The organism is Streptomyces sp. NPDC019443, from assembly GCF_044389785.1.
Taxonomy (GTDB): Bacteria; Actinomycetota; Actinomycetes; order Streptomycetales; family Streptomycetaceae; genus Streptomyces.
The window spans coordinates 616,027-637,278 of sequence record NZ_JBIRYJ010000004.1 but is presented as its reverse complement, the minus strand read 5'-3'; the positions used below and the strand labels follow the sequence as shown (position 1 = coordinate 637,278).

Sequence of the window (21,252 nt, the reverse complement as noted above, 5' to 3'; positions counted from 1 at the left end):
ACGCGGGGGTGCAGGCGCGGTCTGTTCCCCCACCCCGCCCCTTCCCGAAACTGGGGGCGCTGCCCCCAGGCCCCCTGGCGGGGGAGGGGTACGTGAGGGCTGACGCCCCCACACCCCCGGGCTGGTCCGGCGGCTTCGCCGCGGAGCCCGAGGGAGACGGGGTGGAGGCTGGCGGCACCGCACCCGTGCCGCTCCGGCGGCTTCGCCGCCGAGCCGACGAAAGCGGGGCATGCGCCAGGCCCCTGCGGGGAGGGAAGAGGTACGTGGGGGGGGGCTGACGCCCCCACACCCCCGGCCACTCCGGCGGCTTCGCCCCGGAGCTAGGGAAACGGGGTTGGGCTGGCGGCCCGCACTCGCGCCGCTCCCCACGAAAGCGGGGCATGCCCCGGGCCCCCTGCGGGGGAGGGAAGAGGTACGTGGGGGGCTGACGCCCCCACACCCCCGGGGGCTTCGCCGCGGTGCACAGGAAAGTGGGGCTGAGGGCCCCGCACCCCGGGCCGGTCCGGCGGTTTCGCCGCCGAGCCCAGGAAGGCGGGGCTAGCCCCGAGCCGCTCTCTGGCGGCTTCGCCGCGGAGCCCGCGAAAGCGGGCTGACGGACCCGCATCCCCGGCCGCTCGGGCGGCTTCGCCGCGGTGGCCCACAAGGCGGGGAGCTGAGGCGTCCACCCCTCGGGCGGGCCCGTACCGGGGTACCTCCCGGTGGGGAGGGGCCGTGCAGGGTCGTCCCCGCAGGGGATCGGCGGCCGGACCCAGTGATCAACACCAACCCCTTCACGCCGCCGACCCCGAGGAGTCGAGCCCGGAGGGGCACCGGAACCCGCACCCCACGACACCGGACAACCCCACGACCCGCACAACGCACCCCGCGGCGACCCGCGCCACACCCGCAGCCCGCACCGCGGACCCGCGCACCGGGCACCCCCGCGACCCGCACCGCGGACCCCCGCACCCCGCGGCATCCAGGGACCCGCGCAACGCACGCCCGCGCCCCGCGGCACCGGAGACCCCCGCGACCCGCGCCGCGGACGGCCGCACCCCGTAACGCACACCCGCCGGAGGCTAACCGCAGCCGCACGAGCGGCGGATTACCAAGCCCGATGGGAACTGCTTCACCCTCTCCCGGCGCGAACCCGCCACCCTCAGGGCGTCGTCCAGGACCAGGTCCACCGCCGCCCGTGCCATCGCCGGGCGGTCCGAGGAGATCGTCGTCAACGGGGGGTCCGTCAGCGCCGCCTCCTTGACGTCGTCGAAGCCTGCCACCGCCAGCTCGCCCGGGACGTCTATGCGCAGTTCACGCGCCGCCCGCAGGACGCCGATCGCCTGGTCGTCCGTCGAGCAGAAGATCGCCGGCGGACGCTCCGGGCCCGAGAGCAGCTTCAGGGCGACGAGATACGCGTCGTAGCGGTTGTACGGGGCCTGGAACAGCCGGCCCTCCACCGAGCGGCCGGATTCCAGCATCGCCCGGCGCCAGCCCTCGACGTGGTCCGCCACCGGGTCGCCGACCGCCGGGGTCGACTCCATGCCGCCGAGGCAGGCCACATAAGGATGCCCGTGCTCCAGCAGATGCCGCGTCGCCAGCTGCGCGCCGCCGATGTCGTCCGTGACGACCGCGACGTCGTCGATCGCCTCGGGGCGTTCATGGAGGAGGACGACCCGCGCGTCCCACGCCTCGATCTCCGCCGCGGCCCGTTCGCTCGGGCCCTGGCTGACCAGGATCAGCCCGGAGACCCGCATCCCGAGGAAGGCCCGCAGATAGTGGACCTCGCGCTCGTCGCGGTAGTCGGAGTTCCCGACGAGCACCATTTTCCCGCGGTCCGCCGCGGCCTGTTCCACCGCGTGCGCCATCTCCGCGAAGAACGGCTGCCGCGCGTCCGGCACGATCATGCCTATGAGGTCGGTGCGCCGCGAAGCCATCGCCTGGGCAACCCGGTCCGGCCGGTAACCCAGCTCCTTGATCGCGGCGAGCACCCGCTCGCGCGTGGCCGGAGCAACCGGCCGGGGTCCGTTGTTGATGACGTAGCTGACGACCGCGGTCGACGTACCCGCCAGTCTCGCTACATCGTCCCGCGTCACCTTGGCCACGCGCGGCAGTCTACGCGGGGTGACCTACCTCTGGGCAGGGCGTACGGCGGCTTCCTGCACCTCCGCCGGATCATCCGTACGGGCGACCGGAGCCGCCGCCGCCTTCGCCTTGGCCTCCTCGGCCGCGCGCTCGACCTTCTCCGGCGCGACGAAGCGGTAGCCGACGTTCCGTACGGTCCCGATCAGCGACTCGTGCTCGGGGCCGAGTTTCGCCCGCAGCCGCCGTACATGCACGTCGACCGTGCGCGTACCACCGAAGTAGTCGTAGCCCCAGACCTCCTGGAGCAGCTGCGCGCGGGTGAAGACCCGCCCCGGGTGCTGCGCGAGGTACTTCAGCAGCTCGAACTCCTTGAAGGTCAGGTCCAGGACCCGCCCCTTGAGCTTCGCGCTGTACGTCGCCTCGTCGACCGAAAGATCGCCGTTGCGGATTTCCATCGGAGAGTCGTCCGAGGTGATGTGCTGGCGGCCCATCGCGAGGCGCAGCCTCGCCTCGACCTCGGCGGGACCCGCCGTGTCGAGCAGCACGTCGTCGATGCCCCAGTCCGCGGTGACGGCCGCGAGACCGCCCTCCGTGACGACGAGGATCAGCGGACAGCCGGGCCCGGTGGAGCGCAGCAGCTGGCACAGCGACCGCACCTGCGGCAGATCGCGGCGGCCGTCGACAAGGATCACGTCGGCACCGGGGGTGTCGACGAGGGCCGGGCCCTCGGCGGGGGCCACCCGCACGTTGTGCAGAAGCAGTCCGAGGGCGGGAAGCACCTCCGTCGACGGCTGGAGGGCATTGGTCAGGAGCAGCAGAGAGCTCATCGCGCCCCACCTGCCCGGGTCGTCTTGCGGTCGTGCAAGGTTCGCTCGCCCATAACGTCGGTTCCTCCTCGGTCCCTGCGAGGACGTTGCGGCACTGCTTCGTACGATGGCTCCCGCGCCCTGGGAGCCATTGTTCACCTGCCTGTAACAACGGCGGGAAAACACAAAAGGACCCGGGGGCTACGTTGCCCGAGTCCTCTGCCTAGCAGAATAGCCCACATGAGTTCCGAGGCAGAGGGGTCTTTCCGCAGATCAATTATTCCTTCGCTCACGCGGGGGCCGCGTCGCAAGATCCTTCTCACCGAAGACGGGGTCCGAATTGAGGCCGTGTACGAGCCGTGTACGGCAGGTGTCACGGACACCGCGATCGTTGTCGCGCACGGGTTCACGGGGTCGGTGGACCGGCCCGCGGTGCGCCGGGCGGCGCGGGCGTTCGCGCAGCGTGCGGCCGTGGTCACTTTCTCGTTCCGGGGGCACGGAGCATCCGGCGGCCGCTCCACGGTCGGCGACCGCGAGGTGCTCGATCTGGCGGCCGCGGTGGCGTGGGCGCGTGTCTTCGGTCACAGTCGCGTCGTGACGGTCGGGTTCTCCATGGGCGGCTCGGTGGTACTGCGGCACGCTGCGATGCACGGGGGGCGCACTGAGGCGCGTACGGACGCGGTCGCCGCCGTCAGCGCCCCCGCACGCTGGTACTACCGCGGTACCGCCCCGATGCGGCGGCTGCACTGGGTCGTCACCCGGCCCCTCGGCCGGCTCGTCGGCCGCTACGGCCTCGGCACCCGGATCCACCCCGAGGACTGGAGCCCCGTCCCTCTCTCCCCGGTCGAGTCCGTGCCGCTCATCGCCCCGACCCCGCTGCTGATCGTGCACGGCGACCGCGACCCGTACTTCCCCCTGGACCACCCGCGCATGCTCGCGGCGGCGGCCAGGGAAGGAACGGCCGAGTTGTGGCTGGAGCCGGGCATGGGCCATGCCGAGAACGCCGCGGACGATGAGCTGCTGGGCCGCCTCGCAGACTGGCTCGTCGCCGAGTAGCTCATCCGCGTAGCCCATCATGGAAGCCGACGAAAGGAGTGCCGCTATGGCAGCGGGAACGATCCGCTACTGGGCCGCGGCCAAGGCAGCGGCCGGGATCGCGGAGGAGCCGTACGCGGCGGGAACGCTCGCCGAGGCGCTCGACGCGGTGCGCGAGCGGCACCCGGGCGAGCTGACGCGCGTACTGCAACGGTGTTCGTTCCTCGTCGACGGTGACCCCGTCGGGACCCGCGGCCATGAGACCGTACGGCTTGCCGAGGGCGGCACGGTCGAGGTGCTCCCGCCGTTCGCAGGAGGGTGAACCGCACATCATGAGCAGCGATCAGCAGTATCCGTACGGTCAGCAGCCGCCGCAGCCGCACCAGGGCCAGTACGCCGGTCAGCAGCACCAGCAGCCGTATCAGGCGCCCTACCAGGAGTCCGGCTACCCGGAGCAGCGCGACCCCGGCACGGCCCAGACCTGGCAGGCCGAGACCTGGGACACGCAGTACCAGCCGGTCGTGCAGCCCACGCAGGCCGCCGCCGCCCCGGACACCGCGTATCTGCCGCCGCAGGCGGCGTACCCGCTGCCGCCCGAGGCCCCGCTCCCGGCGCCCGGACCGGCCATGTACGAGCCCCCGGCCGACCCGGCCGCCGACGCCGGATACAGCGCCCCCACCACCATCGGGAATGCCCGGATCACCGATGCCCAGCGCGCCCGCGCGGAGGGACGCTCGCCGGTCATCGCGCCCGGTATGCAGCCCGCCGGGCTGACCGCCGCCCTCGGACTGCTGCTCGCCGGCGGCGCGGCCATCGGCCCGTACGCCCTGCTCGTGCCTCTCGTCCTGCTGCAGGCCGTCACCGCGGCCGGCTGGTTCCGGCTGAACGGCATGTGGCCCGCCCGCCAGGGCATCGCGCTCGCCTTCGCCGGCGGCCTCGCCGCCGACGCCGTGCTGCTCTACGTCGGCCGGGAGAACGCCCCCGCCGCGATCATCGGCACCCTCGGCGTCTGGGTGCTGCTCACCGTCGTACTGCAGCTGCGCAGCCACGCCGGCGCCGACGAGAGGATGTACGGCCTGATGGCGACGGTGGCATCCGCCGCCCTCGCGATCCTCGCGACCGGGCATCTCGCGGGTCCTGACGACGCCGTGGTGATCGGGGGGATCGCGGTCGCCGTGGCCGTCCTGGCCCGTGCGCTGCCGTTGCCGGGCGTCGCGTCCGTCGCCGTGGCGCTGCTGGCCGCGGCCGGTGCGGGCATCGCGGCCGGCGGTCTCACCGACATGGGCGCCAAGGGCGCGCTGCTCGGCCTCGCAGCTGGAGGCTGCGCGCTGATCGGGCTGCGGGTCGCGAGCTACGACTACCCGTCCCGCTTCGTCCATATGACGGCCGGCGTGGCTCTTCCGCTGACCGCCGCGGCCCCCGCCGTCTACTTGATCGGCCGCGCCCTGGTGTGAGGACCCTGGTGTGAGGGCCCCGGTGTGACGGGCCCGGTCCCGTCGGCCGGAACCAAAGGACCCCACCCAAACGTCGATCATTCAAGGCATGGCGTCGTCCGGACTGGTTAGGCTCGCGGGCGTCACGGGGGACCAGACGGACGAGGGTGGGGGACACCGAGCAATGCGCGCACTGCGAATACTGCTGATCGTCGCCGTGATCATCGGGGGCATTTTCGTCGCCGCCGACCGGATCGCGGTCAACATGGCGGAGTCCGAGGCCGCCGGCAAGATCAAGAGTAGCCAGGGGCTGAGCTCGACCCCGGAGATCTCCATCAAGGGCTTCCCCTTCCTCACCCAGGTGGTGGGCAAGGAGCTCGACGAGGTGGACGTCAGCCTGTCCGGCATCACCGCCACCGCGGGCGGCCACTCGGTCAACGTCACCGAGGTCAGGGCCGAGCTGCGCAGCGTACGGATCGACAGCAGCTTCTCCTCCGCCGTCGCGGACCGGGCCGACGGCTCCGCCCGGATCTCCTACGCCGACCTGACGAAGGCCGCGCCGAAGGGCGCCACGATCAGCTACGCGGGACCCGACCGGGCGGCCAAGGGCCAGGTCAAGGTCACCGGACCGCTCGCCGACCTGCTCGAGGGCGCGGGCGTTCCGGTCCCCGGCGCGGTGGAGCGACTGCTCAAGGGCCGTACGGTCAGCGCGTACAGCACGGTCGTACTCAAGGGCGGCAGCACGGTCCAGTTGAGGGCCGAGGAGCTGCCCAAGCTGCCGGTCCCGGGCTTCGACGAGAAGCTGCGCAAGGCCATCGACTACGACCTGAAGATCGCCGGGATGCCGTCGGGCATCAAGCTCGACAAGGTCGCGGCGACGGACGCCGGACTGCGGTTCTCGGGTACGGGTACGAACGTCTCACTGGCCGGCTAGACCACACCCTCGCTGAAGGGCGGAGAGGGCGATTTCCGGCGTACGCTCACCCACCTGGCCGCATGGTGAGACGACCCTGTCCGCTGGATAGAAGGCGGACGGGCCCAATCCGCCCCGGAGACGGGCACGGAGCGTCCGGGGCTCCTTCCTGTCCCGCATAGTGGATGATCGCGTCTCAATATCCGACACACCGGTGACACGGTGGCCGACTCGTCCCTACGATCGGACCCATGAAGCGACAGGCGGATCTCACGAAGCGGCGGGCAGTAGACCTGTGCCGCGTCGCCGCCATGCTCTGTCGCGCTTTCTGAGCGGGAGCTCGATTCCCGTATCCCCCGGGCCCATTGACAGTTGTCAGGGCCAAACCGTGCCGTACGCCGCGCATCCGCGTACCCGCACACCCCTCTCTTCGCATCACCCGCCGCACACTGCCCCGGAGGAGAAAGAGCATGAGCCGCAGCGACGTCCTGGTAGACGCCGACTGGGTCGAGGCCCACATCGACGACCCGAAGGTCGTCATCGTCGAGGTCGACGAGGACACCTCCGCGTACGACAAGAACCACATCAAGAACGCCGTCCGGATCGACTGGAAGTCCGACCTCCAGGACCCGGTCCGCCGTGACTTCGTCGACCAGGAGGGCTTCGAGAACCTCCTGTCCGCGAAGGGCATCGCCAACGACGACACCGTCGTCCTCTACGGCGGCAACAACAACTGGTTCGCTTCGTACGCGTACTGGTACTTCAAGCTCTACGGCCACGACAGCGTCAAGCTCCTCGACGGCGGCCGCAAGAAGTGGGAGCTCGACTCCCGCGACCTGGTCGACGGCGCCGAGGTGCCGGAGCGCCCCGCGACCGAGTACAAGGCCAAGGTCCAGGACACCTCGATCCGCGCCTTCCGCGACGAAGCCGTCGCCGCCATCGGCAACCAGAACCTGGTGGACGTGCGCTCGCCCGACGAGTTCAGCGGCAAGCTGCTCGCCCCGGCGCACCTCCCGCAGGAGCAGTCGCAGCGCCCGGGCCACATCCCGTCCGCCCGCAACATCCCGTGGTCCAAGAACGCCAACGACGACGGCACCTTCAAGTCGGACGACGAGCTCAAGGAGCTCTACGCCGAGGAGCAGGTGGACCTGGCGAAGGACACCATCGCGTACTGCCGCATCGGTGAGCGCTCCGCGCTCACCTGGTTCGTGCTGCACGAGCTGCTCGGTATCGAAAACGTCAAGAACTACGACGGCTCGTGGACCGAGTACGGCTCCCTCGTCGGCGTGCCGATCGAGCTCGGCGCCAACAAGTAACCCTCTCCTCCGACCCTGAAGGACAACCCCTATGTGTGGAGCACAGGCCGGCGGCCCCGACGCTTCGACGATCAAGCCCGGTGAGACGACCATCCAGGGCAGCGTGACCCGTGACGGCGAGCCCGTCACCGGCTACGTCCGCCTGCTGGACTCGACCGGCGAGTTCACCGCCGAGGTCCCGACCTCGGCGACGGGACAGTTCCGCTTCTACGCGGCAGAGGGCACGTGGACGGTGCGCGCTCTCGTTCCGGGTGGCACGGCGGACCGCACGGTCGTCGCGCAGACCGGCGGCCTGGCTGAGGTGGCCATCGCCGTTTGATTCACCATGTACCGGCCGAAGGGCCGCACCTCAGGGGTTGGACGCCACTGGAACGGGGTGCGGCCCTTCGGTCGTACGCTGGAAGCATGTACGCGCGACGTCGCCACGCCTACTTTCTGCTGATGGGGACGTGCCTGGCGCTCTTCGTCTCCGCCTGGGCCGTGGTGCGCCTGTGGTCCGTTCCCGTCGCCGTCGGCATGTGCGTCGTCGCCATGGTCATCCCGCCGTTCGCCGCGATGGTCGCGAACCGGCGCGGGCCCGAGGACCGCTGGTGGGACGACCCGTCCGGGGACCCCAAGTCCGACGAGTGGTGGGACGAGCTGGACGGCAAGAAGCGCCGGAACAACCAATGAGCGCCGTCAGTAGATGAGCCGTCAGTAGCCTCGGTAAATGAGGGCCGTCAGTAGACGAGGGCCTGGACGCCGTCCGGCATGATCTCGCTGACGAAGACCTGAGCGCCCGCGATCCGTACGCCGTCGAGCACATCCTTCTCCGTGATGTCGCGCCGCGCCGCGCACTGCGTGCACAGCGTGATCTGACCTGCCGCCTTGATCGACTCGATCAGATCCGGCAGCGGCGCCGCATGCGGCAGTTCGAACTCCGCCGCCCGGCCCGGCAGCGCGAACCATGCGGACTCGCCGGTCAGCCAGAGCGACACCTCCACCCCGCTGGCCACGGCGACCGCCGCCACCGTGAAGGCCTGCGAGCAGCGCTCGGGCGCGTCCGCGCCGGCGGTCACCTTGATCACGAGCTTCTTCGCCATGTACCGAACTCTAATGGGCGGCCCGTCACGGACACCTCGCAGCGAGGGCGCGGCACCAACCCATTAGGCTGGGCCACGGCCCTTTTACCGCCCACCGCTCATCCCGAGGAGCACCCCGTGCTTGTGGCATTCTTCGAAGCCCTGCTGGTTCTGGTCTGTGTCGGCGTCGCCGCCTTCGCCGGTCTGACGGTGAAGAAGCTGTACCAGGGTCAGCGCTAGTCACACTCGTATCTCTACAGATCGCCAGAGCTCCTCATGATCGAGATTCCGTCCGACCTGAACCCGGACCTCGTCCCCCTCGCCTTCCTCCTCGGCAACTGGGAGGGCGTGGGCGTATCCGACTTCCCCGGCGCCGAGAAGTGCAACTTCGGCCAGGAGGTCACCTTCAGCCACGACGGCCGGGACTTCGTCGAATACGTCTCGCACACGTGGGTGCTCGACGCCGAGGGCAACAAGGTCCGCCCGCTGGAGTCCGAGTCCGGCTACTGGCGTATCGACTCCGACCGCAAGATCGAAGTCGTCATGTCCCGTGACCAGGGCATCGTCGAGATCTGGTACGGCGAGCTCGCCGACCAGAAGCCGCAGATCGACCTGGTGACGGACGCGGTGGCGCGTACCGCGGCCTCGGGCCCGTACAGCGGTGGCAAGCGGCTCTACGGCTATGTGAAGGGCGACCTGATGTGGGTGGGCGAGAAGTCCACTCCGGAGGTCCCGCTGCGGCCGTACATGTCGGCGCATCTGAAGAAGGTCGTCTCCCCGGAGCAGGTCGAGGCGTGGGCCAAGGACCTCGGCGACCTCCCCGACGACGGCATCGCCTTCTTCAAGTGACCCGAAGCCGTTCTCGGGCTTCTTCGAGGTACGGCGAGTAGCCATGGGTGAGGTGGGCAGCCATGGGGGCCGAGCGCCAGTTCGGGCCCCCATGGCCCAGGCCCCGCCTACACTGGACGCGTGGTGAGCACCGACTGGAAGAGCGATCTGCGGCAGCGCGGCTACCGGCTGACCCCGCAGCGCCAGCTTGTCCTCGAAGCCGTCGACACCCTTGAGCACGCGACGCCCGACGACATCCTCTCCGAGGTGCGCAAGACCGCGTCCGGTGTGAACATCTCCACCGTTTACCGCACCCTGGAGCTCCTCGAAGAGCTCGGTCTGGTCTCCCACGCCCACCTCGGCCACGGCGCCCCCACCTACCACCTCGCGGACCGCCACCACCACATCCACCTGGTCTGCCGGGACTGTACGAATGTGATCGAGGCGGATGTCGCGGTCGCCGCCGACTTCACCGCGAAGCTGCGTAAGACCTTCGGCTTCGAGACGGACATGAAGCACTTCGCGATCTTCGGCTGCTGCAAGAAATGCGCCGCTGAGGCTTCAACTACCGAGTCGTAGGCTTGTGCCCATGATGAAGAGCCCTCTGCTGTCCCTGCCCGGTGCGGTCGCCGCCGAAGGACGCGACGAAGGAGTCGCCGCGCACTACGGCGATCTGTTCCGGGAACAGCGCGCCCTCGCGGACGGCTCCGGCCTTGTCGACCTCTCGCACCGCGGCGTTGTCACTGTCACCGGCGACGACCGGCTGAGCTGGCTGCATCTGCTGCTCACCCAGCATGTGAGCGAGCTCCCGGCGGGCCAGGCCACCGAGGCGCTGATCCTCTCCGCGCACGGCCACATCGAGCACGCCCTGTATCTCGTCGACGACGGCGAGACGGTCTGGGCGCACGTCGAGCCGGGCACGCAGGAGGCGCTGATCGGCTACCTGGAGTCGATGAAGTTCTTCTACCAGGTCGAAGTGGCCGACCGTACCGAGGAGTTCGCGGTCGTGCACCTGCCGGCGGGCTCCATCGCTCAGGTGCCGGACGGCGTTGTCGTACGGGAGACCCCGCACGGCCGCGATCTGTTTCTGCCGCGCGCCGACCTCGAGTCGTACGCCGCCGAGAACGGCCCGGTCGCCGGAATCCTCGCGTACGAAGCACTGCGCATCGAGACCCACCGCCCCCGTGTCGGTTTCGAGACCGACCACCGCACCATCCCGCACGAACTGGGCTGGATCGGCAGCGCCGTTCACCTCGAGAAGGGGTGCTATCGCGGCCAGGAGACCGTCGCGCGCGTCCACAACCTGGGGAAGCCGCCCCGCCGACTGGTCTTTCTGCACCTGGACGGCAGCGAGGTGCATCTGCCGGGCCCCGGCACCCCGGTCCGGCTCGCATCGGAGGGTGCGGAGGGGCGCCAGCTGGGCTTTGTGACCACGTCCGCCCGCCACCACGAGCTCGGCCCGATCGCGCTGGCGCTGATCAAGCGCAATGTGCCGGTGGACGCGGAGCTGCTGGCGGGCGACACGGCGGCGGCGCAGGAGCCGGTCGTCGAGCCGTGAGCCGGGCGCTTGAGCCGGTCGTCGAGCCGTGAGCCGGGCGCTTGAGCCGGTCGTCGAGCCGTGAGCGGGGCGCTTGAGCCGGTCGTCGAGCCGTGAGCAGGCAGCCGAGCGCTAGATCTCTACGATCACCGTGAACGGGCCGTGGTTGGTGAGCGAGACCCGCATCTCCGCCCCGAAGCGGCCCGTCTCCACCCGCGCCCCCAGCGCCCGCAGCTGCGCCACGACCTCGTCGACCAGCGGCTCGGCCACATCGCCGGGCGCCGCCGCGTTCCAGGTGGGGCGGCGGCCCTTGCGGGCGTCCCCGTAGAGAGCGAACTGCGAAATCACCAGCAAGGGCGCATTCACATCCGAGCAGGACTTCTCACCCTCCAGAATCCGGACCGACCAGAGCTTGCGGGCCAGCTGCGCCGCCTTCTCCCTGGTGTCCTCGTGGGTGACTCCCACCAGCACACACAGCCCTTCGCCGACGATCTCGCCGACCGTCTCGCCCGCCACGACGACGCTCGCGCCGTCGACCCTCTGCACCACTGCACGCATACAGACCAACCTATCTGGGGCTGAACGGGTGCAGAGCACCTGCGTCGGGAGGTTCCGGGGTGGCACGATGCAACAAGGCGGTGCTTCCCCTCGGCCCTTGGGGCCTGGGGAGACCTCATGCACCGGTCGAGGGGACGGACAACGCACATGAGTACATCTGGCGCCGGGCAGCCGCCCGGTCCCGTATCGATTCCCGCATCGGCTTCCACGTCGATTCCCACTTTCCCGGCACCCATGGCCTGTGCCGAGCGACCGCCCCAGCAGCGCAGTACGGGCGCCCTGCCGGAGCCGCCGCAGCACGACCTCCTGACCCTGCGGCTGCCGGAGCTGCGCACGCTGCGCCGGGACTCGCACCGCGACGAGGCGGACCTCAGCTATGTACGGCGGCTGCTGCAGGGCCGGATCGACATCCTGCGGGCCGAGCTGGCCCGGCGTACGGACCCACAGACCCCGGTCCTCCCGGAGGCCACGGTCGTCGACCGTCTGTCGGAGATCCTGGCCGACGCTCCGTCGCGGCACCGCTCGTCCGCCCGCCATGTGACGCTCTCCACGCCGCACAGTGAGGAGTACCGGCGGCTGGCCGCCGACATGCTCTCCGAGGTCGAGCTCTCCGACCTGGACGCCCGTACGGACGAGGAACTGCACGCGGCCATGGGGCGGCTGATCCGCTATGAGCAGCAGGTCTCGCGCCGCCGTCAGCTGCTGCAGCGGACGGCCGACGACTGCAGCGCCGAGATCGCCCGCAGGTACCGTGAAGGCGAAGCACAAGTAGACGACCTGCTCACCTGAAGCGATTCCGACTCCTCGAACCGATCCTTCCGGGAGCGGGCCCCTGCCCCGGAAGGCCGACGATGAGCTCCACCGCCGACAGCACCGCCATACCCCCGGTCCTCGCCGAAGTCGTACGTTCCGGCTTTGCCGAGGGCCATCACCGCGGATCGCTCGTCGTCCTGGCGGCGGACGGCACTGTGGAACTCGCGCTCGGTGACCCGTACGCGCCGGTCTTCCCTCGCTCCAGCAACAAGCCCCTGCAAGCCGCGGCCGTACTGCGGGCCGGGCTCGCCCTCTCCGGCGAGCGCCTGGCGCTGGCTGCGGCGAGCCACTCGGGCGAAAGCTTTCACCTCGATCTCGTACGCAAGATGCTCGCCGAGCACGGGCTGTCGGCGGACGAACTGCAGACCCCGCCGGACCTGCCGCTCGACCCGGTCGCGGCGGAGGCGTATCTCGCCGGGGGCCAGGTCCGGGACCGGGTGGCCATGAACTGCTCAGGCAAGCACGCGGCGATGCTCGCGGCCTGCGCGCTGAACGGATGGGACCGGACGAACTACCTGGACCCCGCGCACCCACTCCAGCGGCTGGTCCACGCGGTGGTCGAGGACACGTCCGGCGAGCGGGTCGCGGCCGTCGGCACGGACGGCTGCGGCGCACCCCTGATGGCGATCAGCCTGACCGGCCTGGCGCGCGCCTTCCGCCACTTCGTGCTCGCCGAGCCGGGCTCGGCCGAGCGCCGGGTCGCGGACGCGATGCGCGCCCACCCCGAGTACGTGGCGGGCACCCGCCGCCCCGACACCTGGCTGATGCGCGAGGTGCCGGGCGCGCTCTCCAAGATGGGCGCGGAGGCGGTCCAGGCGGTGGCGCTGGCGGACGGCCGCGCGCTGGCCTTCAAGGTGGACGACGGCGCGACGCGGGCGCTGGGCCCGGTGCTGGGCCGTGCGCTCGAGGTGATGGGAGTGGACTCGCCGGTGGTGGGCCGGATCGGGCACGTGCCGCTGCTGGGGGGCGGCGTGGAGGTGGGAGCGATCCGCGCGGCCTTCTGAGGCATTTCCCCGGGTCGAATCCCCAGGTCGAAACTCGGATGCGGGCCGGTCGGCGTTCGGCCTAGCGTGGGCCGCATGAGCGTCGAGACCCGCGTCATCACCGAGTCCGAGTACCCCGACTGGCTGCGGGCCCTGAACACTGGATTTCTGCGGCCGCCGGTGGTCTCGGCGGAAGAGGTCACCTCGCGCAGGGCGCACACCGACCTCGCGCGGGTGCGCGGCGCGTTCGACGACGGCCGTTGTGTGGCGACGTACCGCTCGTTCGCGCAGCAGCTCACGGCGGTTGGGGGCGCAGCGCTCCCCGCGAACGCCGTCTCCAATGTGGCGGTCTCGCCCACACACCGCCGCCGCGGCCTGCTCAGCCGCATGATCACCGCCGACCTCGCCGAGGCGAAGGAGCGCGGCGACATCGTGTCCACGCTGATCGCCGCGGAGTACCCGATCTACGGGCGGTACGGCTACGGTCCCGCCGCCTGGATCACCGAGTGGGCGGTCGACGTCCCGCGCACGGGCCTCGACCGGCGCTGGTCGGGCCCGGACGACGGCGGCCGTATCGACTTGGTGGACGCCACGGACGTACGCAAACTCGGCCCGGAACTGCATGCACGGCTGGCGGCCAGGCAGCCGGGCGTGGTGAGCCGCGACGAGCGCTGGTGGCAGCTCAACACGGGCCAGGCGCAGCTGGCGAGCCAGCCATGGACGGAGCCGTTCTACGCGGTCTACCGCTCGGCGTCCGGAGAGGTGGAGGGCCTGCTCGCCTATCAGTCGGACGACAAGTGGGGCGACGCCAAGCAACCGCTGAACACGGCGACGGTACGCGAGATGCTCGCGCTGACGCCGGCGGCGGAGCGTGCGCTTTGGCACTACGTCTGCTCGGTGGACTGGATCACCACGGTCAAGTCGGGCTACCGCGCTCCGGACGACCTGCTCCCGCTGCTGCTCCCGGACCCGCGGGCGGCGAGGATCCTGACGCAGGCGGACTTCTTGTGGGTGCGGATCCTGGATGTGGCGCGGGCGCTGGAGGCGCGTACGTACGCGACATCCGCGACCCTGATCCTGGACGTCCAGGACTCTGCAGGCCTGGCGGGCGGTACCTTCCGGCTGGACGCCTCGCCGGAGGGCGCGGTCTGCGCGCCGTCGACCGAGTCGCCGGATCTGACCTTGGGCATACGGGAGTTGGGTGCGCTCTACCTGGGCGACGAGTCGGCGGTCCGGCTCGCGGCACTGGGCCTGGTGGAGGAGGGGACGCCGGGGGCGGCGGGGGTGGCGGACGGGGTGTTCCGTACGCCGAGGCGGCCGTGGTGCCCGGACGTCTTCTGACGTCTGCCGTACAACTGCCTTGGACGGAAGTTGAGTTGTAGCGTTGATGTGTGGACGGCGATGGTACGACACACAACACCGGGCGACACTCCATCCAGAGCGTGGCGGACGTGCTGCGCGAACGCATCCGCACGGGTCAACTGACGGTCGGCGAGAGGATGCCGACACAGGCCCAGCTGGCCGAAGAGTTCGGTGTGCAGCGTGGCACCGTCCGGCAGGCCCTGCGGAGCCTGCATGACGAGGGGCTGCTCGCCGGTGTGACCAGAGGCAGCCCGCCCCGTGTCGCGCCGCCCGAGGTCGCACGAGGCGGTGACGCACCCGAGCCGGTCAAGGTGGCCCTGGGAACCCGCCTCGCGGAGGCATTCTCGGCCCGCGAGGTCCGTATCGACGCCGTCTGCCTGACGGCGGAATCCTTGTTGCTCGCGCTCGGGGAGCCGCTGCTCATGATCCACACAGGCCGCGTCAGACCGTCCACGGTGGAAGTCCGCATCCTGCTGCCCGACCGGGACAACGGCCTCGCCTTCCCGTCCCCCCTCGGCGCCCCGGAGGACGATCAACAGCTTCACCAGCGCTGGCAGGCGCAGCGCAACGCCCTGGGGCAGGTGCTGCGCCACAACCTCCTGTCTCTTCGCGCGACGATAGGCTGCGACGTCAATGTCACCTTCCGCGCACTGCCTTTCACCCCGCCCGTGAAGCTCTGTCTGCTGAACGGCTCGGAGGCGCTTTTCGCCTACTACACCGTGAAGCGGCGCGAGGTGCGGATCGACGACGGGCCGGTCGAGATCTACGACATGCTCGGCACGGATTCGACGCTCTTCCGCTTCGAATCGGGCCGAGGCGAACGGGACGATGCCTTTGTGGCGCAGTCGCAGGCGTGGTTCGACGGGCTGTGGGGCACGATCTCCCTGGATCTGAAACTCGGCTGACTCGGCCGACGTCACGCGACGAGCATCACCAGGATGATCGTGCCGATTCCGGTGCACGCGGCGTTCCTGGCCTTCACGCCGATGCTGAGCAGCAGCAGCGCGATGATTCCCATCGGACCGAAGCGGCTCTCCACGAGCGTCTCGAAGCCGACGGCCAGGGTGGCGGCGACAAGGGCGATGAGTGGCATGACGGGTCCGTCCTTTGCGGTTGGCGGTCACGCTCCTGGAGGCACCAGCAGCAGGGACAAGATGAAGGCTCCTGCGCACGCGCACCCGTGGCGGCGTGCCTTGATGCCCAGGCCGAGCAGGGCAAGACCGACGAGACCCCCGGCCCCGTACCGCCAGGCCATGAGCCCGCCCAGGCCGAGATCGAGCAGAGTGCCGGTGAAGGTGATCAGTTCCATGGGGCTGCTTCCTTCCTCAGTGCGGGTGCCGGGGAGCTCAACAGCGCCTCAGGGGGGCGCTGTAGCGTGCGTGTGTGGCCGACCTCCGTGATCTGCTCTCTGCAGCCAAGTGCGTCTTCTTCGACTTCGACGGGCCGATCTGCCGGCTCTTCGCCGGACACCCGGCGAGTGAGGTGGCCAATCGGCTGCGGGAGCTGATCGCCGGCACCGGCGACGGGAGCGTGATCCCGTCCGAGGCGCTGGAGACGGACGATCCGCAGGCCGTCCTCCGCGCGTACGCCAACGCCGTCCCCGGCAGTCCCCTGGTGGCGGAGCTCGAAGAGCTGATCACCCGTGAGGAGATGATCGCGGCGGAGAGCTCCCGGCCCACTGCCTACGCGGACCTCTTGATCCGGACGTTCCGCACGCTCGGGCTCCAGCTCGCCGTGACGACGAACAACGCGCCCGCGGCGGTGCGGCGTTACCTCGAACGCCGTGATCTCGCGGAGTGCTTCGGCAGTCATATTTACGGGCGTACACGCGACGTGGCACGCCTCAAGCCGGACCCGGACTGCGTGCGGCGAGCTCTGGCAGGTACCGGGATGAATGCCTCGGAGGTGGTTCTGCTCGGGGATTCCCCTGCCGATTTGCAGGCGGCGCGAGCGGCAGATGTCGCTTTCCTGGGCTATGCGCGCAACGCGCGCAAACTGGCTGCCTTGGAGCAGGCGAGGGCCGAGGTCATCGTCGATTCGCTGGAGGCTGTGCTGACGGCCGTGCGTGATGCGGACCGAGGCTGACCCGACCATGTTCACCTCCCGGAACCTTCGTCGGGATGCAGTCCAATTGGACTGGGGTGCTGCTTATTTGACAGTAAGCCAGAACAACTAGCGTGATCGGCAGTCCAATTAGCTAACTTGGCTGAAACTGATGTGTGTGGCCCGGTCAAGTTGTACGGTCGAGCTATGGCCACTGAACGCCCAGGCGCCAGTGAGGGCGCAACACCGCAAGAGGGCGCACGGACGGCACAGCAGATCGCTGGCGAACTGCGCTCACGGATCGACCGAGGGGAGCACCGGCTCGGGCAGCTGCTGCCCACGCAGCGCGAACTCATGGCGGAGTTCGGGGTGTCCAGGGACACCATCCAACGGGCGATGCGCGAACTTCAGACCGAGGGCTGGATCGAGTCACGGCAGGGCAGCGGATCACGTGTGATCCGGGCCCGGCGGATCCACACCCCCAAGGCGAGGGCCGGCCAGCCGGTGCCCGTCGGTCTCGGTCCACTCATCTCGGAAGCCTTCGAGGCGGAGGAAGTCTCACTCGACGCCTTCTGCCTGACCACCGAGTCCCTGACCGACCATGTCGGCGTGCAGGCCGACCGGGTGGCCCGTCGTGAAGTGGGCCCTCGGAGCATCAGCCTGAGACTGCTCCTGCCCAGTCGCGAACCGAGGCCGGCGTTCCCGGCCGCGGCCGATGACCCAGGGGACGCGCGCCCGCACGAACGCTGGGCCACCATGGTCGAGTTCCACACCGGGCGGCTGCGCGAGAAGCTTGTTGCGCTGCGTCGCGGCGGGCTGGTCTCCACTGTCGACGTTGATGTCCGCCGGGCGCCACTCACCCCGACGCACAAGCTCTATCTGCTCAACCGGACTTCGGCACTGCACGGCCTCTACGTGGTGGAGCGCCGCACGATGCCCTTGTCGGACGGCACCGAGGTCCAGGCGCTGGACGTCCTCGGGCTCCAGTCGACGCTTTTCCACTACGAGAAGACCGGTGACGCCGACGCGCAGGGGTCGCTCTTCGTCGCATCGGCACAGAAATGGTTCGACTCGTACTGGGAGAATCTTGGTGTGCCCGAAGGGAGCTGAGGCCAACCGGAACGGCTGCTTCAGGCCGTCCGCGACGATGTGGCCGCACCTGCTTGCGGATGCCGTACCCCGATGACCCGGCTGGACGAATCCGATTGATACCGACGGCCGTGGTCGCGGCTCGCGTGTGGTCGTCACGGATGCGGCTCCGCAGAAGCCGGCCCAGCGTGTCGCAGTGGCGTTCACCGCCCAGCATGTGTCGCTCGATGTCTGGTCCCTGACCACCGAGAAGCTGAGCGAGATCGTCGCTCAGCAGGTGGAGGACATGGTGAGCGGCGCGACCATGGCGCCCGAATCGATCAGGGCGAGAGTGCCTTCGCACCGGCCGCAGCGGTAGCTTCTTCGGTCAGTGGGCGGGCCGAGCATCGAGGACACGTTCCATGACTGTCGAGTCGGTGTCCGAGGTTCTGCGGCGAGCCGCAGAACTGAGCGGCGACGACGGGGGGGATCACCGGGCCGCTCAGGCGCTACCACCATGAGGCGTACGTATTGCCGCTCGCTGCCGAGAATCAGCTGAGCTCGCGCTTTGCCCGTGCTGGTGCTGGTGCTGAGCCCTGCCCCTGAGACGAACTGGCGGATCCTGCCGCGCGCGGCAGGGAACGTCCAGCGGGTCCTGGCGGCGGCCCAGGAACCGCTGGCCCTGCGGAGTGTGCCTACGCTCCGCCAGTTGATGTCCGCGTACACGAGCCGGGTTCGGTCGTCGACGGCACGGTCCGAGCCCTGACGCCGTAGGCCAGTTGGACGTTCGAGCGTTTACGCCGTACGGATCCTGAAGAAGACCCCCGACAGTGCGACCGCCACCCCCAGAATCCCCCCGCACCACGCCAGCGCCGTCCACGGTGCCGTCCCCACCGGCTGGGCCAGCAGAAGCCCGCGCAGGGACTCGATAAGCGGCGTCACCGGCTGGTGGTCGGCGAAGCCGTGGAGCCAGCTCGGCATCGTCTCGATCGGGACGAAAGCGCTGCTCGGGTAGGGCAGGAACATCATGAAGAAGGTGAACCCGGCCGCCGCGTCAGGGGTCTTGGCGAGCAGTCCGACCGCTGCGGAGAGCCATGAGATCGCCAGGAGGAAGGCGATCAGGATGCTCGCGGCCGCGAGCCAGCCGAGTGGCGTCGCCGACGGGCGGAAGCCGATGAGGAGGCCGACGCCGAGGACGAGCATCGTCGAGAACAGGTTGCGTACGGTGCTGGCGGCGACATGGCCGGCCAGGATCGCCGTGCCGCCCACGTCGAGGGAGCGGAAGCGGTCGATGATCCCTCCCTTCATGTCCTCGCTCACGCTCACCGCGGTGGAGGACGCCCCGAAGGCGGCGCAGAGGATGAGGATGCCGGGGATCACATAGGTCACGTACTTCGTACCGGTGTTGATGGCTCCGCCGAAGAAGTAGATGAAGACCAGCATCAGCATGAGCGGCAGCATCATCGAGGTGATGACGGCGTCGATGTTGCGGCGGGAGAGCCGGATGCTGCGCCCGGCCATCGTGAGCGCGGGCGTGAGGACATCAGACATGGGCGGGCTCCTTGTCGGTCAGGGCGAGGAAGACGTCGTCGAGCGTGGCTCTTTGGACCGAGAAGCGCGCCACGTCGCGGCGCTCGGGGTCGACCTCGTCCAGCAGCGCCCGGACCTGGGCCGCCGTGCCGTCCGTCGGGAGGCCGAGGGTGAGCGTCTCGGGGGAGCGGTGGACCGCGTGTGACTCGAGCCGCCAGTACGCCGCCGTGTCGTTGAGTACGAGGTCGAGGCGGTGGCCCGCGACCCGGGCCTTGAGTTCGTCGGCCGTGCCCTCCGCCACCAGCCGGCCGCCGTCCACGACCGCGATGCGGTCCGCCAGGCGGTCGGCCTCCTCCAGATACTGGGTGGTGAGGAAGACGGTGGCGCCGCTCGCGGAGAGGTCGCGTATCACCTGCCAGAGCTCCTGACGGCTGCGCGGGTCGAGGCCGGTCGTCGGCTCGTCGAGGAAGACGACTTCCGGGTCGCCGACCAGGCCGGCCGCGAGGTCGAGGCGGCGGCGCATCCCGCCGGAGTACGTCCCGGTCTGGCGGCGGCCCGCGTCGGTGAGGTCGAACCGTTCGAGGAGTTCGGCGGCGCGGCGGCGGGCGGCCGCGCGGGACAGGCCGCTGAGGCGAGCCATCATGCGGAGGTTCTCCTCGCCCGTCTGCTTCTCGTCGACCGCGGCGAACTGGCCGGTCAGGCTGATGGCGCGGCGTACGCGGGCGCGGTCGTGGACGACGTCGTACGCGGCGACGCGCGCGTTGCCCGCGTCGGCGGTGGTGAGGGTGGCGAGGATCCGCACGGTCGTGGTCTTGCCTGCGCCGTTCGGGCCGAGCAGGGCGAAGACGGCGCCGCGCTCGACGCGCAGGTCGATGCCGTCGAGGACGGTGACTTTCCCGTAGGCCTTGGCGAGACCGATGGCCTCGATGGCCGGCGACTGGGTCATGGGTTGCCGCACTCTCCTTCTGCGTATGGGATACGCGTTACTGTGTAAGGGTTACGCATTACTAGGATGTGCGTCAAGCGGGAGACGCTGGAGGGCGGGAGAAGGCGGAGAGTGATGGCGGCGCACGGCAGCGGGAGCAGCGGCGGCAAGAGCGGTGCGGGCGGTACGCGCGGTATGCGCGGTGCGGGCAGTACGCGCGGTACTCGCGGCGAGACCGGCCTGCCCGCCAGCATCGAAGCCGCGTGGGGCCTGCGCGAGCGCCCCGCGAAAGGGCCGAAGCCGGGGCTCAGCCTGGACCGGATCGTCGAGGCGGCGGTGGGCGTCGCCGCGACGGAAGGGCTCGCGGCGGTCTCCATGGGGCGGGTCGCCAAGGAGTTGGGCGTCTCGACGATGTCGCTGTACCGGTACGTCGCCGCGAAGGACGAGCTCTACATCCTGATGCAGGAGGCGGTGATGGGCCTGCCGCCGGCTCCGCCGGACCCCGGCACGGGCTGGCGGGAGGCGCTCGCGGCCTGGGCATGGGCGCAGCGCGAGGTGTTCCACCGGAACCTGTGGGTGCTGCGTATCCCGGTCTCCGGCCCGCCCGCCACTCCCAACTCGGTGGCTTGGTGGGAGCGGGGCCTCGCCGCGCTGGAGGAGACGGGGCTGAGTGAGGGCGAGAAGATCTCGATGATCCTGCTGGTCAGCGGCTTTGTACGGAACGAGGCGCTGCTGATGGCGGACCTGGGCGCGGCGATCGAGGCGAGCGGCGGCTCGCCGGAGGAGGTCATGCGCCGGTACGCGACCACCCTGAAGCGCCTGGCGGACCCGGCCCGCTATCCGGCGGTGGCGCGGATGCTGGAGTCCGAGGTGATGTACGAACCGGACGAGCCGGACTTCGAGTTCGGCTTCGGCCTGGACCGGGTGCTGGACGGGATCGAGGTCCTGATCCGCAAGCGGCGGGGGTGAGGGGCGGGGTT

27 protein-coding genes are annotated in these 21,252 nt (G+C 70.2%); 19 read left to right on the top strand and 8 right to left on the bottom strand.

What is annotated here, in order from left to right:
* Nucleotides 1-1,058 precede the first annotated feature (1,058 nt).
* On the bottom strand, nucleotides 1,059-2,081 hold the full coding sequence (locus tag ACH492_RS17175; protein ID WP_398987254.1) for a LacI family DNA-binding transcriptional regulator: 1,023 nt from the start codon (nucleotides 2,079-2,081) through the stop codon (nucleotides 1,059-1,061).
* A gap of 24 nt (nucleotides 2,082-2,105) precedes the next feature.
* Complete coding sequence (locus ACH492_RS17170; RefSeq protein ID WP_398987252.1) at nucleotides 2,106-2,888, bottom strand: response regulator transcription factor; 783 nt, start codon at nucleotides 2,886-2,888, stop codon at nucleotides 2,106-2,108.
* A 219-nt stretch (nucleotides 2,889-3,107) separates the two neighbouring features.
* On the opposite strand from ACH492_RS17170, the gene ACH492_RS17165 reads away from it, so the two are divergent.
* The 8 genes from ACH492_RS17165 (at nucleotide 3,108) to ACH492_RS17130 (ending at nucleotide 8,236) form a co-directional block, all read left to right on the top strand.
* The gene (locus ACH492_RS17165) at nucleotides 3,108-3,923 is read left to right on the top strand and encodes an alpha/beta hydrolase (protein WP_398987250.1); all 816 of its coding nucleotides are present in this window, start codon (nucleotides 3,108-3,110) and stop codon (nucleotides 3,921-3,923) included.
* Nucleotides 3,924-3,969: 46 nt separating this feature from the next.
* On the top strand, nucleotides 3,970-4,224 hold the full coding sequence (locus ACH492_RS17160) for a MoaD/ThiS family protein (protein ID WP_356228634.1): 255 nt from the start codon (nucleotides 3,970-3,972) through the stop codon (nucleotides 4,222-4,224).
* Nucleotides 4,160-5,356: a hypothetical protein gene (locus ACH492_RS17155; RefSeq protein ID WP_398987248.1), complete on the top strand. Its 1,197-nt coding sequence runs from the start codon at nucleotides 4,160-4,162 to the stop codon at nucleotides 5,354-5,356. The genes ACH492_RS17160 and ACH492_RS17155 overlap by 65 nt, the downstream gene beginning before the upstream one ends.
* A gap of 163 nt (nucleotides 5,357-5,519) precedes the next feature.
* A complete protein-coding gene (locus ACH492_RS17150) occupies nucleotides 5,520-6,269 on the top strand; it encodes a DUF2993 domain-containing protein (protein WP_398987379.1) in 750 nt (249 codons plus the stop codon).
* A 230-nt stretch (nucleotides 6,270-6,499) separates the two neighbouring features.
* Nucleotides 6,500-6,580, top strand: coding sequence for a putative leader peptide (locus ACH492_RS17145; protein ID WP_355172694.1), 81 nt, complete (start codon nucleotides 6,500-6,502; stop codon nucleotides 6,578-6,580).
* Nucleotides 6,581-6,718: 138 nt separating this feature from the next.
* Nucleotides 6,719-7,564: a sulfurtransferase gene (locus ACH492_RS17140; protein ID WP_398987246.1), complete on the top strand. Its 846-nt coding sequence runs from the start codon at nucleotides 6,719-6,721 to the stop codon at nucleotides 7,562-7,564.
* A 31-nt stretch (nucleotides 7,565-7,595) separates the two neighbouring features.
* Nucleotides 7,596-7,883 (top strand): DUF1416 domain-containing protein, encoded by a 288-nt coding sequence (locus ACH492_RS17135; RefSeq protein ID WP_150488563.1) that lies wholly within the window; start codon nucleotides 7,596-7,598, stop codon nucleotides 7,881-7,883.
* Between the two features lie 86 nt (nucleotides 7,884-7,969).
* Entirely contained in the window at nucleotides 7,970-8,236 is a 267-nt protein-coding gene (locus ACH492_RS17130; protein WP_356228627.1) for a DUF3099 domain-containing protein, read from the top strand.
* 47 nt (nucleotides 8,237-8,283) lie between these two features.
* Here the strand turns inward: ACH492_RS17130 and ACH492_RS17125 are convergent, their stop codons facing one another.
* On the bottom strand, nucleotides 8,284-8,646 hold the full coding sequence (locus ACH492_RS17125; protein WP_356228625.1) for a DsrE family protein: 363 nt from the start codon (nucleotides 8,644-8,646) through the stop codon (nucleotides 8,284-8,286).
* Nucleotides 8,647-8,901: 255 nt separating this feature from the next.
* On the opposite strand from ACH492_RS17125, the gene ACH492_RS17120 reads away from it, so the two are divergent.
* From ACH492_RS17120 to ACH492_RS17110, 3 genes are all read left to right on the top strand, one after another.
* Nucleotides 8,902-9,474 (top strand): FABP family protein, encoded by a 573-nt coding sequence (locus ACH492_RS17120; protein WP_356228624.1) that lies wholly within the window; start codon nucleotides 8,902-8,904, stop codon nucleotides 9,472-9,474.
* Between the two features lie 120 nt (nucleotides 9,475-9,594).
* Nucleotides 9,595-10,032, top strand: a complete 438-nt coding sequence (locus ACH492_RS17115) for a Fur family transcriptional regulator (protein WP_398987243.1) — start codon at nucleotides 9,595-9,597, stop codon at nucleotides 10,030-10,032.
* Between the two features lie 13 nt (nucleotides 10,033-10,045).
* Nucleotides 10,046-11,011 (top strand): YgfZ/GcvT domain-containing protein, encoded by a 966-nt coding sequence (locus ACH492_RS17110; protein ID WP_398987377.1) that lies wholly within the window; start codon nucleotides 10,046-10,048, stop codon nucleotides 11,009-11,011.
* A 111-nt stretch (nucleotides 11,012-11,122) separates the two neighbouring features.
* On the opposite strand, the gene dtd is transcribed toward ACH492_RS17110, so the two are convergent.
* Nucleotides 11,123-11,548: a D-aminoacyl-tRNA deacylase gene (gene dtd / locus ACH492_RS17105; RefSeq protein ID WP_398987241.1), complete on the bottom strand. Its 426-nt coding sequence runs from the start codon at nucleotides 11,546-11,548 to the stop codon at nucleotides 11,123-11,125.
* A gap of 147 nt (nucleotides 11,549-11,695) precedes the next feature.
* Between dtd and ACH492_RS17100 the strand changes: the two genes are divergently transcribed.
* The 4 genes from ACH492_RS17100 (at nucleotide 11,696) to ACH492_RS17085 (ending at nucleotide 15,611) form a co-directional block, all read left to right on the top strand.
* Nucleotides 11,696-12,337, top strand: coding sequence for an AmfC protein (locus ACH492_RS17100; protein ID WP_398987239.1), 642 nt, complete (start codon nucleotides 11,696-11,698; stop codon nucleotides 12,335-12,337).
* A gap of 62 nt (nucleotides 12,338-12,399) precedes the next feature.
* Complete coding sequence (locus ACH492_RS17095) at nucleotides 12,400-13,365, top strand: asparaginase (RefSeq protein ID WP_398987237.1); 966 nt, start codon at nucleotides 12,400-12,402, stop codon at nucleotides 13,363-13,365.
* A 75-nt stretch (nucleotides 13,366-13,440) separates the two neighbouring features.
* On the top strand, nucleotides 13,441-14,685 hold the full coding sequence (locus tag ACH492_RS17090) for a GNAT family N-acetyltransferase (protein WP_398987235.1): 1,245 nt from the start codon (nucleotides 13,441-13,443) through the stop codon (nucleotides 14,683-14,685).
* Between the two features lie 50 nt (nucleotides 14,686-14,735).
* Nucleotides 14,736-15,611, top strand: a complete 876-nt coding sequence (locus tag ACH492_RS17085) for a FadR/GntR family transcriptional regulator (RefSeq protein WP_398987233.1) — start codon at nucleotides 14,736-14,738, stop codon at nucleotides 15,609-15,611.
* An 11-nt stretch (nucleotides 15,612-15,622) separates the two neighbouring features.
* Here the strand turns inward: ACH492_RS17085 and ACH492_RS17080 are convergent, their stop codons facing one another.
* Both ACH492_RS17080 and ACH492_RS17075 read right to left on the bottom strand, forming a co-directional pair.
* The gene (locus ACH492_RS17080) at nucleotides 15,623-15,799 is read right to left on the bottom strand and encodes a hypothetical protein (protein WP_398987231.1); all 177 of its coding nucleotides are present in this window, start codon (nucleotides 15,797-15,799) and stop codon (nucleotides 15,623-15,625) included.
* A 27-nt stretch (nucleotides 15,800-15,826) separates the two neighbouring features.
* The gene (locus tag ACH492_RS17075; RefSeq protein ID WP_398987229.1) at nucleotides 15,827-16,015 is read right to left on the bottom strand and encodes a hypothetical protein; all 189 of its coding nucleotides are present in this window, start codon (nucleotides 16,013-16,015) and stop codon (nucleotides 15,827-15,829) included.
* A gap of 74 nt (nucleotides 16,016-16,089) precedes the next feature.
* Between ACH492_RS17075 and ACH492_RS17070 the strand changes: the two genes are divergently transcribed.
* The 3 genes from ACH492_RS17070 to ACH492_RS17060 all read left to right on the top strand — a co-directional run bounded on the left by ACH492_RS17070 (nucleotide 16,090) and on the right by ACH492_RS17060 (nucleotide 18,196).
* On the top strand, nucleotides 16,090-16,791 hold the full coding sequence (locus tag ACH492_RS17070; protein ID WP_398987227.1) for an HAD family hydrolase: 702 nt from the start codon (nucleotides 16,090-16,092) through the stop codon (nucleotides 16,789-16,791).
* A 165-nt stretch (nucleotides 16,792-16,956) separates the two neighbouring features.
* Entirely contained in the window at nucleotides 16,957-17,859 is a 903-nt protein-coding gene (locus tag ACH492_RS17065) for a winged helix-turn-helix domain-containing protein (RefSeq protein WP_398987225.1), read from the top strand.
* 175 nt (nucleotides 17,860-18,034) lie between these two features.
* Nucleotides 18,035-18,196: a hypothetical protein gene (locus ACH492_RS17060; protein ID WP_398987223.1), complete on the top strand. Its 162-nt coding sequence runs from the start codon at nucleotides 18,035-18,037 to the stop codon at nucleotides 18,194-18,196.
* Between the two features lie 416 nt (nucleotides 18,197-18,612).
* Here ACH492_RS17060 and ACH492_RS17055 read toward each other — a convergent pair whose 3' ends face one another.
* Nucleotides 18,613-19,368, bottom strand: coding sequence for an ABC transporter permease (locus ACH492_RS17055; protein WP_398987221.1), 756 nt, complete (start codon nucleotides 19,366-19,368; stop codon nucleotides 18,613-18,615).
* On the bottom strand, nucleotides 19,361-20,293 hold the full coding sequence (locus tag ACH492_RS17050) for an ATP-binding cassette domain-containing protein (protein ID WP_398987219.1): 933 nt from the start codon (nucleotides 20,291-20,293) through the stop codon (nucleotides 19,361-19,363). Before ACH492_RS17050 ends, ACH492_RS17055 begins: the two co-directional genes overlap by 8 nt.
* Nucleotides 20,294-20,467: 174 nt before the next feature.
* Between ACH492_RS17050 and ACH492_RS17045 the strand changes: the two genes are divergently transcribed.
* A complete protein-coding gene (locus tag ACH492_RS17045) occupies nucleotides 20,468-21,241 on the top strand; it encodes a TetR/AcrR family transcriptional regulator (protein ID WP_398987375.1) in 774 nt (257 codons plus the stop codon).
* Nucleotides 21,242-21,252 lie beyond the last annotated feature (11 nt).

Excerpts from the sequence above, each read along its gene's own strand:
- ACH492_RS17170 (WP_398987252.1), bottom strand. The coding sequence starts at position 2,888 with ATGAGCTCTCTGCTGCTCCTGACCAATGCCCTCCAGCCGTCGACGGAG.
- ACH492_RS17165 (WP_398987250.1), top strand. The coding sequence starts at position 3,108 with ATGAGTTCCGAGGCAGAGGGGTCTTTCCGCAGATCAATTATTCCTTCG.
- ACH492_RS17160 (WP_356228634.1), top strand. The coding sequence starts at position 3,970 with ATGGCAGCGGGAACGATCCGCTACTGGGCCGCGGCCAAGGCAGCGGCC.
- ACH492_RS17155 (WP_398987248.1), top strand. The coding sequence starts at position 4,160 with ATGAGACCGTACGGCTTGCCGAGGGCGGCACGGTCGAGGTGCTCCCGC.
- ACH492_RS17150 (WP_398987379.1), top strand. The coding sequence starts at position 5,520 with ATGCGCGCACTGCGAATACTGCTGATCGTCGCCGTGATCATCGGGGGC.
- ACH492_RS17145 (WP_355172694.1), top strand. The coding sequence starts at position 6,500 with ATGAAGCGACAGGCGGATCTCACGAAGCGGCGGGCAGTAGACCTGTGC.
- ACH492_RS17140 (WP_398987246.1), top strand. The coding sequence starts at position 6,719 with ATGAGCCGCAGCGACGTCCTGGTAGACGCCGACTGGGTCGAGGCCCAC.
- ACH492_RS17135 (WP_150488563.1), top strand. The coding sequence starts at position 7,596 with ATGTGTGGAGCACAGGCCGGCGGCCCCGACGCTTCGACGATCAAGCCC.
- ACH492_RS17130 (WP_356228627.1), top strand. The coding sequence starts at position 7,970 with ATGTACGCGCGACGTCGCCACGCCTACTTTCTGCTGATGGGGACGTGC.
- ACH492_RS17125 (WP_356228625.1), bottom strand. The coding sequence starts at position 8,646 with ATGGCGAAGAAGCTCGTGATCAAGGTGACCGCCGGCGCGGACGCGCCC.
- ACH492_RS17120 (WP_356228624.1), top strand. The coding sequence starts at position 8,902 with ATGATCGAGATTCCGTCCGACCTGAACCCGGACCTCGTCCCCCTCGCC.
- ACH492_RS17110 (WP_398987377.1), top strand. The coding sequence starts at position 10,046 with ATGAAGAGCCCTCTGCTGTCCCTGCCCGGTGCGGTCGCCGCCGAAGGA.
- dtd (WP_398987241.1), bottom strand. The coding sequence starts at position 11,548 with ATGCGTGCAGTGGTGCAGAGGGTCGACGGCGCGAGCGTCGTCGTGGCG.
- ACH492_RS17100 (WP_398987239.1), top strand. The coding sequence starts at position 11,696 with ATGAGTACATCTGGCGCCGGGCAGCCGCCCGGTCCCGTATCGATTCCC.
- ACH492_RS17095 (WP_398987237.1), top strand. The coding sequence starts at position 12,400 with ATGAGCTCCACCGCCGACAGCACCGCCATACCCCCGGTCCTCGCCGAA.
- ACH492_RS17090 (WP_398987235.1), top strand. The coding sequence starts at position 13,441 with ATGAGCGTCGAGACCCGCGTCATCACCGAGTCCGAGTACCCCGACTGG.
- ACH492_RS17080 (WP_398987231.1), bottom strand. The coding sequence starts at position 15,799 with ATGCCACTCATCGCCCTTGTCGCCGCCACCCTGGCCGTCGGCTTCGAG.
- ACH492_RS17075 (WP_398987229.1), bottom strand. The coding sequence starts at position 16,015 with ATGGAACTGATCACCTTCACCGGCACTCTGCTCGATCTCGGCCTGGGC.
- ACH492_RS17065 (WP_398987225.1), top strand. The coding sequence starts at position 16,957 with ATGGCCACTGAACGCCCAGGCGCCAGTGAGGGCGCAACACCGCAAGAG.
- ACH492_RS17055 (WP_398987221.1), bottom strand. The coding sequence starts at position 19,368 with ATGTCTGATGTCCTCACGCCCGCGCTCACGATGGCCGGGCGCAGCATC.
- ACH492_RS17050 (WP_398987219.1), bottom strand. The coding sequence starts at position 20,293 with ATGACCCAGTCGCCGGCCATCGAGGCCATCGGTCTCGCCAAGGCCTAC.
- ACH492_RS17045 (WP_398987375.1), top strand. The coding sequence starts at position 20,468 with ATGCGCGGTGCGGGCAGTACGCGCGGTACTCGCGGCGAGACCGGCCTG.